The organism is Pseudomonas sp. B21-023, from assembly GCF_024749165.1.
In the GTDB taxonomy this organism is placed as follows: Bacteria; Pseudomonadota; Gammaproteobacteria; order Pseudomonadales; family Pseudomonadaceae; genus Aquipseudomonas.
In genome coordinates this window covers 1,976,963-1,989,974 of the sequence record NZ_CP087190.1, presented here as the reverse complement: position 1 = coordinate 1,989,974, position 13,012 = coordinate 1,976,963, and the positions used below count along the sequence as shown (strand labels likewise).

The 13,012-nt window shown below is 62.9% G+C and carries 9 protein-coding genes and 1 pseudogene; 7 read left to right on the top strand and 3 right to left on the bottom strand.

Going from position 1 to position 13,012, the window contains the following annotated elements; genetic code table 11:
• The 4 genes from LOY42_RS09025 (at position 1) to rdrB (ending at position 6,725) form a co-directional block, all read left to right on the top strand.
• Positions 1-819 carry an ABC transporter ATP-binding protein gene (locus tag LOY42_RS09025; protein WP_250888364.1) on the top strand — a complete coding sequence of 273 codons (819 nt, stop codon included), beginning with the start codon at positions 1-3 and terminating at the stop codon, positions 817-819.
• Between the two features lie 13 nt (positions 820-832).
• Entirely contained in the window at positions 833-1,324 is a 492-nt protein-coding gene (locus LOY42_RS09020; protein ID WP_139669879.1) for an Lrp/AsnC family transcriptional regulator, read from the top strand.
• Positions 1,325-1,438: 114 nt separating this feature from the next.
• Positions 1,439-4,021 carry an antiviral RADAR system adenosine triphosphatase RdrA gene (gene rdrA, locus LOY42_RS09015; protein WP_258600317.1) on the top strand — a complete coding sequence of 861 codons (2,583 nt, stop codon included), beginning with the start codon at positions 1,439-1,441 and terminating at the stop codon, positions 4,019-4,021.
• A gap of 19 nt (positions 4,022-4,040) precedes the next feature.
• Complete coding sequence (gene rdrB, locus LOY42_RS09010) at positions 4,041-6,725, top strand: antiviral RADAR system adenosine deaminase RdrB (protein ID WP_258600315.1); 2,685 nt, start codon at positions 4,041-4,043, stop codon at positions 6,723-6,725.
• A 132-nt stretch (positions 6,726-6,857) separates the two neighbouring features.
• Here rdrB and LOY42_RS09005 read toward each other — a convergent pair whose 3' ends face one another.
• The 3 genes and pseudogenes from LOY42_RS09005 to LOY42_RS26575 all read right to left on the bottom strand — a co-directional run.
• Positions 6,858-8,540, bottom strand: a complete 1,683-nt coding sequence (locus tag LOY42_RS09005) for a bifunctional diguanylate cyclase/phosphodiesterase (protein WP_139669872.1) — start codon at positions 8,538-8,540, stop codon at positions 6,858-6,860.
• A 12-nt stretch (positions 8,541-8,552) separates the two neighbouring features.
• Positions 8,553-9,662: a methyl-accepting chemotaxis protein gene (locus tag LOY42_RS09000; protein ID WP_371926904.1), complete on the bottom strand. Its 1,110-nt coding sequence runs from the start codon at positions 9,660-9,662 to the stop codon at positions 8,553-8,555.
• A gap of 174 nt (positions 9,663-9,836) precedes the next feature.
• Positions 9,837-10,118 (bottom strand): annotated as a pseudogene (locus LOY42_RS26575) (PAS domain-containing protein); the annotation flags it as partial.
• A 276-nt stretch (positions 10,119-10,394) separates the two neighbouring features.
• Here LOY42_RS26575 and LOY42_RS08995 point away from each other — a divergent pair.
• The 3 genes from LOY42_RS08995 (at position 10,395) to LOY42_RS08985 (ending at position 13,001) form a co-directional block, all read left to right on the top strand.
• Complete coding sequence (locus LOY42_RS08995; protein WP_102683225.1) at positions 10,395-10,709, top strand: helix-turn-helix domain-containing protein; 315 nt, start codon at positions 10,395-10,397, stop codon at positions 10,707-10,709.
• A 209-nt stretch (positions 10,710-10,918) separates the two neighbouring features.
• Positions 10,919-12,229 carry a C4-dicarboxylate transporter DctA gene (locus LOY42_RS08990; protein WP_139669867.1) on the top strand — a complete coding sequence of 437 codons (1,311 nt, stop codon included), beginning with the start codon at positions 10,919-10,921 and terminating at the stop codon, positions 12,227-12,229.
• A 70-nt stretch (positions 12,230-12,299) separates the two neighbouring features.
• Positions 12,300-13,001, top strand: a complete 702-nt coding sequence (locus LOY42_RS08985) for a FadR/GntR family transcriptional regulator (protein ID WP_139669865.1) — start codon at positions 12,300-12,302, stop codon at positions 12,999-13,001.
• Positions 13,002-13,012: the final 11 nt, after the last annotated feature.

Here is a 13,012-nt window from a genome sequence, read left to right as displayed (position 1 = left end):
ATGACTGCTACCGCACTGCCACTTTCCACCTTCGCCCAGGCCCCGAAGGCACACGCCCATGCCGGCGCGATCAAGCTCAGCGTCGAGGGGCTGCACAAGCACTACGGCGAGCACCAGGTGCTCAAGGGCGTCTCGCTGCAGGCGCGCAAGGGCGATGTGATCAGCCTGATCGGCGCCAGCGGCTCGGGCAAGAGCACCTTCCTGCGCTGCATCAACTTTCTCGAGCAGCCCAACGCCGGCAGCATCACCCTCGACGGCCAGACCCTGGAGATCCACCCCGGCACCCGCACCCCGCCGCCGGCCCAACTGCAGAACCTGCGCACACGCCTGGCCATGGTGTTCCAGCACTTCAACCTGTGGAGCCACCTGACCGTGCTTGAGAACATCTGCCTGGCGCCGCGCAAGGTGCTGGGGATCAGCGCCAGCGAAGCCGAGGCACGGGCGCGCAAGTACCTGGACAAGGTCGGCCTGCCGGCCCGCGCCGCCGAGCAGTATCCGGCGTTTCTCTCCGGCGGCCAGCAACAGCGCGTGGCCATCGCCCGGGCGCTGGCCATGGAGCCGGAAATCATCCTGTTCGACGAGCCCACCTCGGCACTCGACCCGGAATTGGTCGGCGAAGTGCTCAAGGTGATACAGACGCTCGCCGAGGAAGGACGTACCATGCTCATGGTCACCCATGAAATGGGGTTTGCCCGCCAGGTGTCGAGCCAGGTGCTGTTCCTGCACCAGGGCCTGGTCGAGGAAAGCGGCAGCGCCGAGATCCTCGACCGGCCACAGAGCGAGCGTCTGCGCCAGTTCCTCTCCAACCGCCTCAAGTGAAGTCAAGCCGTATATGGATAGCAAGGCCATCAGCTCCACCTCGGCACCGCTGGATCGCATCGACGAAGCGATCATCGACGTGCTGCGCCACCACGGAAGGATCACCTACGAAAAGCTCTCCACCCTCGTGCACCTGACCCCCAGGCCCTGCCTGGAGCGTGTGCGCAAGCTGGAGCGGCGCGGAGTGATCCGCGGATATGGAGCAATCATCGACCTGCAGCAGGTCTCCCCGGGGTTGTCGCTGCTGGTGCTGGTGGCCTTGTCCAACCAGAGCGGGCGCTCGGCGCAGCGGGCCTTCGAAGCCACCGTGCGCGCCTGCCCGCAGGTCTACGAGTGCCAGCTGATCAGCGGGCACTTCGACTACAGCCTGCGCATGCGCTGCCGCGACATGGAGCATTACCGGGTGCTGACCGAGACCTGGATGAACGACGACGAGCTGCATATCGACAAACTGGTGGCGCATCCGGAACTGGCGGCGGTCAAGAGCACGGCGCCGCAGGCTTGAGCCAAGGTAGCGCTTGTGGCGCAAGATAGTGGCTTAGTAACATTACTGGATCCAATGACCACGCCTCGCGGATGAATCCGCGGGGCGTTTCCACATTTCCAGGGATGTACAGCCGTGGCCAGCAATCAATCCAACGATTCGCGTATTCGTTTTCCCATCGAGCAGAAGGAGCAGGCGGCGCAGCGGGAGCACAGTACGTTGCTGGCGCGGGATATTTACAAGGACCTGGCGGACCTGCTCGAGGATGGCCTCAGGAGCCAACCTGACCGGGACGATCTGGACCAACACCGTTCGCACAATGCGATTCTGATCGATGGCAAGCGCGGCACAGGCAAAAGCTCGGTACTGGTCAACCTCAACCTGTATCTCGAGAACGAAAGAACTGACCTCGCCAAAGCCATTCATGTGCTCAAGCCTGTGGACCCGACGCTGTTGGAGGACACCGACGATCTGTTCCTGAACGTGATCGTCGCCGCGATCATCCGGGACAAGTCGGTCGCCGAAGCGCTCAGCCGTGCAGACCACAAGGCCGAGGAGTTCCACCACCAGTTGCAGGTACTCGGCAATACCCTGGAGCAGCTGCAGTCCCAGCGCAACAAGTACGGCCTGGACAAGGTCAGGGCCTTCATGGGCAGCCATGATCTGAACAAGCAGGTTCATGAGCTTTTCAAGAAATCGCTTGAGTTGATCGGCAAGAAGCTCCTGGTCCTGCCGATCGACGATGTCGACACTTCCCTCAATCGAGCCTTCGAAAACCTTGAGGTGGTAAGGCGCTACCTGACCTCACCTTACGTCCAGCCCATCATCAGTGGTGACCTGGCGCTCTACCATGAAGTGACCTGGCGCGACTTCTATAGCAAGCTGACGCAGAACAGCAAGATCAAGACCCGAGATGCACTGGAAACCGCCAGGAGCCTGGCGACCGAGTATCAACGCAAGATCATGCCCCTGCAGCTTCGCAGGGACATGCCCACGGCGGCAAACTACCTGGCGAACGAGGAAATCCTGCTCTGCAAGGACACCGAGGAGTATTTCTCCCTGCCCGTGTTCTGGCGCTGGATCGACGCCCTGCTCAATGAACGGCTGAACACTCCCACTGAACGACGCCTTTCGATCAAGCTGGAGACCGTCCGCGAGCTCACGCAGCTGATTTTCGCGTTCAGGCAGAACATTCCCGATCTCAGTGGCCTGCTCAAGCGCTGGGGCCCATCCATTACCAATGAGTGGACGCTGCACCGCGCGATGATCATGCCCATTGGCATCATCCCGGCACTGAACGAGTTTTCCCGGGAATACCATCGTGCGCAACGTCTTGAGGAAAAGACGCAGCGCGAAACCGCCAGCAATCATGCCTACCAGAATTTCTTCAATGCCAAGCATGAGGCAGATCCACTCTCGATGGATGAGTGGCGACACTGCATCACCGAGGCAAAAAAGGTCCTGCTCAACTATCTGCATCATGAGCATGCGTCTTCGGCTGCCAGCCTCGCGCTTGAGGCGGACGCTCATATTTTGAACATTCAGACAATACCCACTAGCCGGCTCTCGCTACTGTTCAAGAGCCCACTTTTCCAACCAGATACATTGCCAGAGGAAAGCACCCGTTCGTTCCCAGCTCCGCTCGTCCGCTCCAATGTAAGCGAGTGGGTGAAGCATGTGCCTGATGAGCTCCTAAACACCGCTAGCCTGGATGAGCGTCATCCCTATGCGCTGGCCGAAGTAGGGCATGCAATGAAGCGCTTTAACACGTCGGACCTGCCGCTTGAAGCTCAATTTCTAGCTGAACTCATGCTGCACCGAAGCTTCTTCAGCGAAAGTCGAAAAACCAACAAGATTTTCACTGGCCGACTCTTCGAGCTTGTGATTGCCAGCCTGGTCAGGAACCTGGAGCCGCATGATCTGAGCGAAATGATCAACCGGGCGCCGTTCTATTCTGTGCCCGCCTTGAGCGACGACGACCTCGACCCTCAGGACCTCGCCCCCGAAGACAGCGCCCCTGCAACGGACATCGATATACTGATTATTTCGCTAGCAAAAGACATTAACGACTGGCGCAAAGAACATCATATCCATGAGCAGGCAATCTCTGGCTGGCTGATTTTCAACGTCATGAACAGCTACTTTGCAAAATCATGGGAGTTCAACAAACCACTGAAACCCAATCAGAACCCCGCCGACCCCAGCTTGAATGCGCTGATCATGACCGCACGCCGGGCTTACCGGGCGCTGTGGAATGCCTTTGCCAGCCTGGAGAAAGGTGAAATTTTTGGCATGCCCTCGATCGTCACAAGCTTCAGCATGGGTGACAAGGATAGAGTCGAGCAGGGGCTGGCATATCGGCAGAACATTCTGCCGTTTCTCCGTCGCCACGGCGAGCAGTCATTCGGAGGAGAGACCCGTGCCTTCACCAGTGCGCTGGCGAACCATCCGGTCTTCAAGATGATCGAAAACCTTCAGCAAGGTACAAACCAAACCGCCGAATCACTGGAAACAGGTGATTCCTCCGAGTACCCGCCGACAAGCCGCTCTGTGACCGCCCTTATAAAAGCCCACTTCAATCTTGACTCAATCAATGATCTCTACTTGCTGGAATACTCTGCTGACGATGTCGCTGCAATCCATGCCATGTGCCTCAGAGAAGGTATTCCCGAGAATGTAATCCGTAACAACACCCACTACTATTATTTGAACAGTTGAGCAGGCAAGGAAGCTCGTCATGCTCACGCCATCCCTACTCGAACTCACCACCGGCGCATTCTTCTCATGCCCGGTCTTCGCCGCACGCCTGAAAAGCGACCTCCTGACCAAGGACCTCGGCCTGCGCATCCGTGAATCCAAGGCGGTCATAGAAGAGTACCGAAGCTGTATCCGCAACGCCGTGGATCAGCGTTACCCTGGGCGCTTCAGGCTCAACGACCTTGCCCGGGCAGCGGAAGAGCTCTGCCCGCTTGACCTCTTCCGCACCCCGCAGCAGAAAGCCCTGGACACCTTGTTCCAGACGTTCTTCCTGTGCAACGGCGACCATATCCACTACCGCCCCGAGTGCCTGACGGACTACGCCCACCTGTGCGCCATGGTCGATCCGACCGTCATCGTCGCCTGGCACCTGGCGCAACGTTTCAGGCAGAACCCGCACCTGTCGGCAGCCGACGCCCAGCGTATCGTGCTGGCCCAGCAACCACTGTTCAGTCCGCCTTCGATCGCCAACAAAGCCTTCGCTGAAGGCCATGTGCACCTGGGCGGTGCGCATTTCGAAGGCATCATCCTGATGAACCAGATCACCCACCAGCCGGGCCTGGAAGCCTTCGCACCGCTGCACCGCCTGTGCCACGGCCTGCTCGGTGAATGGCCGGGGCGTCTGGGTAACGGCACGCCGGACAAGATCCTCAAGCTGTACCAGCGCACCCTGGGCAAGGCGCACCTGACCGACGGGCCGCTGATCCTCAGCTGGCCGGGCTTCAGCACCCTGCAGCCGCACACCGATGACCGCCGCCACCCGAGCTGGATGAAACTGCAGCTGGCCCAGGCCATAAACGCGGGCGACCTGAGCAAAGCCTGGCTGTGGCTGCTGATCTGGCTGTGGACGCAATACCAGGATGCCGAAGCGCCTCCCGTGCTGCGCATGGGCATCTTCTACCTGGTTCTGGCGCTGATGGCCGAACGGCGCAAGCTTTTGATGGACGGCCAGGGTTTGACGCGCTTCACGGCGGTTTATGGCGGGTTCAGCAAAGCCTCCAGGCACAATCCGCAAGAACACCTGCTGACCTACGGACGCGCCTGCGCGCGCCAGTTGTTCCAGAACCCCGAGGATTGCGCGGAACTGAAAATTACCGAAAGCGTCTTCACCAGCGACTTCATGGCCGGCTGGGTCAGCGCCCTCGAACAGCACAACGGCCAGCCGCCGATTGCCCCTCTCAAGCCCGTCAGCGCCCATCAGGCCAAGCACTTCCGCTCACGCATGGAGCGCTGGCACCTGTGCGTACACTTCCTGCGCCGTGAAGAGCACCTGCACAAGCGCGGCAAGATCTGGTCCGATGGCGAGAAGCTCTACCGCAAGCTGCGCGAGCACTCTGGCTGGTCGGCGCCGGCGTTTCTGCACGGCAAGGTCAGCGAGCACTTTCGTTTCGACCCGAGCGCCTGGGTACGCGGCCTGGATGTCGCAGGCGACGAGAACAAGACCCGTAACGAGCTCTATGCGCCGATGCTGCGCTGGCTGCGTGCCGGCCTGCAGCCGGCCGGCCATGGCGATGGCTTCCAGGGCGGCCTGCACCTGAGCATTCACACCGGCGAGGACTATGCCCACCCCCTGTCGGGCATGCGCCATATCGACGAGACCGTGCACTTTTGCGAGATGCGCCACGGTGATCGCATCGGCCATGCGCTGGCGGTCGGCGTGTCGCCGCTGCAGTGGTGCCAGAACCAGGGCGACATGCTGCTGCCGGTGGACGAGCACCTGGACAACCTGGTGTGGCTCTGGCACCACGCCACGCAACTGGCAGCCTGCGTCCCCCTGGCGAATCAGATCCTGCCGCGGCTGGAACGCCGTATCGCCCAGTTCGTGCCCCATGTCGCCTGGACCAGCCCTCATTACCTCAATGCGTTCTATCCTCGGCAGGAGCTCGGCAAAGGCCAGGCGCAATCCCAGCCCGAGGAGTCGCGGCGCTACATCAACCCGCACACCCTGCATGAAGCCTGGCGTCTGCGCCGTAACTGTTTCCACATGCTGGAGCAGTATCGCCCTAACGAACCCCTCGACGACAAGATGCGCGCCGCCTTGCCCGACCGGGATATTCTGGGCACGGTCAACTTCCTTAGGCTCAACGGTCAGCATAACGACCCAGGCGCCGCGCTGTTGTTCTGGCGCCGCGCCACCCTGCAGACCCACGCCGATTACACACCGCGCATGGTGCATGTGCGCATCCAGCGCCACGCCCTGGTCGAAACCCCGCCGATGCCAGGCGAGCAAGGCCTGCTGCTGGACTACGAGACCCCGGAGGAGCTGGAATTCATGGAGGCGCTGCAGGACCACCTGATCGAATCGTGCGACCAGCGCGGAATCATCTTCGAGACCAATCCCAGTTCGAATGTATACATCGCCCGGATCGGCAAGCACGCCGATCACCCGATCTTCCGCTGGAACCCTCCGGACGAGAGCACGCTGGAGCGCGGCGCGATACACAATCGTTTCGGGCTGCGACGCGGCCCGATCCGGGTCACGATCAACACCGATGATCCTGGCGTGATTCCGACGACCTTGCGCACCGAGTATGCGCTGCTCCAGGAAGCGGCCAAGTCGATGGGCATATCCAGGACCCGAACCGAGGAATGGTTGGAGCGACTGCGGATCTATGCCAATGACCAGTTCCAGCGCAACCATCGGCCGGTGTTCAGGGACCGGTGACATCGCGCAGGGAACAAAGACGCAAGCATCACCAGCGTGGGAACGGGCTTGCCCCGCGATGAGGCCCGGCACAGGCCTCTCCTGTGATCGCGGTGCAGGCCCGCTCCAACAGGTTTTCCCACCAGCAGGCCCTCAGCGCCACGCCTGTGGCTGCCGATAGTCAAGCACCCACTGCTCCACCGCCTCCACCGACATCGGCCGGGCGATGCCGTAGCCCTGGGCCAGCTCGCAGCCCAGCTCCATCAGCAGCCGCCCGTGCTCGACACTCTCAACGCCCTCGGCCACCACCTCCCGGCCAAACGCCCGCGCAAGCCCGATCACCGCACCGGTCAGGGCCAGGTCGTCATGGTCATGCAGGATGTCGCGCACGAAGGACTTGTCGATCTTGATGGTCTGCGCCGGTAAGCGCTTGAGGTAGCTCAGCGAGGAATAGCCGGTACCGAAGTCATCCAGGGAGAAACGCACGCCCAGTGCTCGGCAGGCATCCAGGCAGCGGCCGACTCGCGGCAGGTTGTCGATTGCCACCGACTCGACGATCTCCAGGTCCAGGCGCCCTGGCGACACTCCGGGATGGCGCGCCAGCAACCGCTCCAGCCGTTGGGCGAAGTCGCCGCGCTGCAACTGGCGGGCGGCGATGTTGACGCTCAGTGACCAATCGCGCCCGGACAGCTGCCACTGCTGCAGCTGGGTCAACGCCTGGTCGATGACCCATTCGCCCAGCTCGACGATCAGGTCGGTCTGCTCCACGAAGGGCAGGAACTCCCCCGGCGGCACCGGCCCCTTGGAGGGGTGCATCCAGCGCAGCAACGCCTCGAAACCGATCACCTGACCGCTGCGCATGTTCACCTTCGGCTGGTAGTACAGGCACAGCTCACCCTGGCGCAGGGCCTGGCGCACCCGTGCCACGGTCTGGTGGGTGGCCTTGAGCTCGAGCTCCTGGGACACGTCGAACAGGTGGTAGCGGTTGCGCCCGCGCTGCTTGGCCACGTACATCGCCTGGTCGGCGTGGCGCACCAGGGTGTCGGCATCCTCGTCGTCCTGCGGGAACAGGGTGACGCCAATGCTCGCGCTCAGGCTCAACGGGTGCTCGCGAACCGTGTAAGGCGCAGCCAGCGCCTGGAGGATGCGTCGTAACGCGGCGTCGAGCTGCTGCGGGCCTTCGATATGCCGCAGGATCAGCACGAACTCGTCCCCCGACAGCCGCGCCACCGCATCACCGCCACGCAGGATGTTCTGCAGGCGCTGGGCGACCTCCACCAGCAGCAGGTCGCCAGTGGCATGGCCATAGCCATCGTTGACCGCCTTGAAGCCATCGAGGTCGAGCATGCAGACAGCCAGGGGGATGCTTTCGCGCCGGGAGAACGCCAGGGCCTGGTTGAGCAGGTCGGACAGATAGGCACGGTTGGGCAGGCCGGTCAGCACGTCGTGCCCCACACGCCACTGCAGGGTGTGCAGCAACTGGCGCTTCTCGGTGACGTCGAAGCGGATCGACACGTACTTGCGCACCTTGCCGGTGTGCGGGTCGATCAGCGGCACCATGGTGCTGTCCACCCAGTACAGCGAGCCGTCCTTGGCACGGTTGCAGATCTCGCCCTTCCACACCCGGCCAGCGGCCAGGGCGCGCCACATCTCGAGGAAGAAGGTCGGTTCGTGCAGCCCGGAATTGAGGATGCGGTGGTTGGCCCCCAGCAGTTCCTCGCGGCTGTAGCCGGAAATGCTACAGAACTGCTGGTTGACGTAGGTGATGCAACCGCGCAGGTCGGTTTCGGAAAAGATCGCGGCCGCATCGACGGCCGCGCGGTAATTGTCGTCCATAAGCATCGCAACCTAGCGGTTGAAGCGCTCCACCAAGGCACGCAACCCAGCGCACACCTGCTCGAGCTCCGCGCCACGCACGGCAGCGGCATTGGCGCGGCGCGCGCTCTGCTGGACCGTGCCAGCCACCCCGTTGATCTGCCGCGAGACATCCTCGGCGACACTGGATTGCTCGTGCGAGGCTGCGGCCATCTGCTGGCTCATATCGCTGATGCGCTGCACGGCGTGGCGGATGCCTTGCAAAGCTTCCTGGGTCAGGGCGACCTGGGTCACACCCTGTTGCGCACCCTCGATACCCTCGCTGGCGATGCTCACCGCCTGCTCGGCGCCACCGCGCAAACTGTCGATGATCGACTGGATATGCAGCGTGGATTGGCGGGTCTTGTCGGCCAGGGCACGTACTTCATCGGCGACCACCGCAAAGCCGCGGCCCTGCTCGCCGGCACGGGCGGCTTCGATGGCGGCGTTGAGCGCCAGCAGGTTGGTCTGCTCGGCGATGGCACGGATCATCCCGGCCGCCTCGGCGATGGCACCGGTCTGACCGGCGAGGTCGTTGACCGCCTGGTTGATCTGCCCGACCGTGCCGGCCAGGCTCTGGATCGCCGCCCCCGTGGCGTCGGCCACCTGGCTGCCCTGCCCGGCCAGCAGGTGCGCGGTCTGCGCCTGCTCGGCGGTGAGTTGCACGTGGCCCGCGACTTCGCCGATCGAGGCGGCCATCTGAGTCATGGCGGTGGCGGTCAGGTCGGTCTCGGCGCGCTGTTCGAGTAACGCCGATTCGGTGCTGCGCGATAGCCGCCCGGCATCCTGGGCGGCGCCGGCCATCTGCGCGGCGAGGTCGCTCAGGCGAGTCAGCGCGGTCTTCAGGCGCGCCTCCTCGCTGATCAGGATCAGCTCCAGCTGCCCGGCAGCGCCCGGCAGATCACTGTAGGTCAAGGCCGCGACCGGGTCGCTGAAGGTGCTGTCCGCCACCTGGACGATACGCCGCAAGTGGCGCCTCATGCGGCTTTGCGCCCACAGGCCGACGCCAGCGAACAGCGCCAGGGTCAAGCCTTGGGCAGGCAGGTCGGGCAGCAGCTGGTTGCCGGCGATGGCCGCGGCTCCGGCCAGCAGTGGCAGCGCCATGGCCCGGCCCAGCAAGGCCAGGCGCCGGGCCGGCGACAGCGCCGCCTTGCTCTCGCGCAACCGGGCATACACAGCTTCGGCACGGGCCACCTGCTCACGGGTCGGGCGCACGCGCACCGACTCGTAGCCGATCACCTGGCCATTCTCGAGCATCGGTGTGACGTAGGCGTTGACCCAATAGAAGTTGCCGTTACGGCAGCGGTTCTTGACGATACCCATCCAGCTGCGGCCGGCCTTGAGGTACTGCCACATCAGCTCGAACACCGCCTCGGGCATGTCTGGATGGCGTACCAGGTTGTGCGGGCTGCCGATCAGCTCGTCCTGACTGAAGCCGCTGATGGCCGCGAACTCGGCGTTGCAGTAGGTGATCAGGCTGGCCGTATCGGTGGCCGAAATGAGCCGCTGGTGCTCGGGAAAGCTTTGCTCGACCGGATTGACCGGCAGGTTCTGACGCACGATGAGACTCCATTCATACACGGCCCGACACGCGGCCTGACAGGAGGCCAGGGGTGCCGGAACCGTTCATCCTGGATCAGTTCCAATGTCCGACAACGCTTGCACACGGGCCGGTGGATGACCGGATCGCCCTGGACGACTACTTGAATGACTGATCAATCAAAGCAACGAATTCTACGAATTCCATCACATTTTGCAAATAAAGGTGATGGATCATGGCGTTGCGCTATATCGACATATATCGTTAAGTGCTTGATTCTAAATGGGAATTAAGCGATGACGAGAACAGGTCTAGGTCCTGCCCTGCGCCGCTACCGCAAACTGGCAGGCTTCACTCAGGCACAACTGGGCGAGCGAACCGGCTTTGACCCCAAGACCATCAGCCGCTTCGAAACCGGCACCTACACCCCCAGCATCGAGTCGTTGGTGAGCTTTGCCGAGGCGCTGGGGGTCAAGCCAAAAGCGTTTTTCACCGACCCCGATGACGTCGAAGAACAACGCGCCTACCTATTCGGCGTCATCCACAACGCCCCCCCCAAGGACCTCGGCAAGCTGATCGCCGCCGTCGATCAGGTGCTCGCCAAACTGTGAAATCCCCCGCGCACCATGCTAGAGCAGACTGCCCGTCAGTGCACCGCAACTGGTCAGACCGGTAAGGCCAAAAAACCTTGCATTGTCGGAACAATCGGCGTTTTATAGCCCTCGCAGTGAACAAACCGGTAAGACCACAATAATTAAGTCCTGCACTCTTTCGCTCCGTGTGGCTTGGGGGGCAAGGACACCGACCAGAGACTCCTCCCATGCTCAAATGGTGTTCGCGTTCGATTTTCCTCCAGGTTGTGCTCGGCCTCGCCCTCGGCGTGATCTGCGGCCTGAGCTTCCCCGACCTGTCCCTGCAACTCAAACCCCTGGGTGACGGCTTCATCAAGCTGATCAAGATGCTCATCGGCCTGATCGTGTTCTGCGTGGTGGTCAGCGGCATTTCCGGCGCCGGCGACCTGAAGAAGGTCGGGCGCATCGGCCTGAAGTCGGTGATCTACTTCGAGGTGCTGACCACTCTGGCCTTGGTCATCGGCCTGGTGTTCGCCTTCTCCACCGGCATCGGCAGCGGCGCCAACATCCACCTCGACCAGCTGTCCAGCGCGGATGCCGGCGCCCTGGCCGACCGTGGCGCGCATATCCACAGCACCACCACCTTCCTCATGGACCTGATCCCCACTTCGGTGGTGGGCGCCTTCGCCGACAACAACATCCTCCAGGTGCTGCTGTTCTCGGTATTGTTCGGCAGCGCGCTGAACCTGGTCGGTGAGTCGGCCTCGGGCATTTCGCGGCTGATCAACGAGCTCAGCCATGTAATCTTCCGCATCATGGGCATGATCGTGCGCCTGGCCCCCATCGGCGTGTTCGGCGCCATCGCCTTCACCACCAGCAAATACGGCCTGAGCTCGCTGCAGCACCTGGGCGGCCTGGTGGCACTGTTCTACCTGACCTGCGCCGGCTTCGTGCTGATCATCCTCGGCACGGTGATGCGTCTGTCCGGGCTCAAGCTGCTGCCGTTCATCAAATACCTGCGCGAAGAACTGTCCATCGTCCTCGGCACTGCCTCCTCTGACGCCGTGCTGCCCCAGGTGATGCGCAAGCTCGAGCACCTCGGTATCGGCAGCTCCACCGTCGGCCTGGTGATCCCCACGGGCTACTCGTTCAACCTCGATGGTTTCTCGATCTACCTGACCCTGGCCATCGTGTTCATCGCCAACGCCACCGGCACGCCGCTGGCCATGACCGACCTGCTGACCATTCTTCTGGTGTCGCTGGTGACTTCCAAGGGCGCCCACGGCATCCCAGGGTCGGCCCTGGTGATCCTCGCCGCCACCCTGACCGCGGTCCCGGCGATCCCGGTGGTCGGCCTGGTGCTGGTGCTGGCAGTCGACTGGTTCATGGGTATCGGCCGGGCGCTGACCAACCTGATCGGCAACTGCGTCGCCACCGTGGCCATCGCCCGCTGGGAGAAGGACATCGACCTGGAACGCGCCAACAATGTGCTGGCCAACAAACCCGGCTTCGCCCCGGTCACCCGCAAGCAGGGCCAACCCCATCAACAGGAATTCTAAGCCCAAGGCCGCCGGCGCCCCGCGCCGGCCCGCCAAGGGCAAAGATGCAGCGTCAACCAAGGAGCGAACCGTGATCAGCTCTTCGACCGTAGTCAATTCAGTGGTGGAGAAACTCCGCCAGGCCCTGGCCCGTGGCCAGTGGCGCAGCGGTGACATGCTGCCCGGCCAGCGCGAGCTGGCCGAACAGCTGGGCATCAGCCGGCCCAGCCTGCGCGAGGCGGTGATCGTGCTGGAAACCCTGGGCCTGGTGCGCTCGATGCCGGGCAAGGGCGTGCTGGTGCTCGATGCCGACGCCAGCCAGGCGCAAGAGCCGGACACCATCGCCGAGGCCAGCCTGGCCGACGTGCTCGAGCTGCGCTACACCCTTGAGCCTTTCATTGCCGGCCTGGTGGCGCAATCGGCCGGCAGCCAGGACATCGGCCAGTTGCGCCTGACCCTGATGGACATGCGCGAAGCCCTCGACGTCGGCGACAGCGAGGCTGGCATCAATGCCTACATCGCCTTCCACGAGGCGCTGTTCGCGCTGACCACCAACCCGATCTTCCAGAGCGTCGTGCAGCAGACCGGCAACGCCCTCAAGCAGAGCGCCGACATGCTGCGCAACTCGCCGGAGCACCTGGCCGCGCGCCTGAGCGAGAACGAGGCGGTGGTGCGCGCCATCCGCGAGCGCAACAGCGCCAAGGCCAGCCAGCAGATGCGCCAGCACATCCTCGCCGAAGGCCGGCGTATGGGCATCGCCCTGAACATCCCGGACGACCAACCAGGCAACTGAACAAAGAAGGA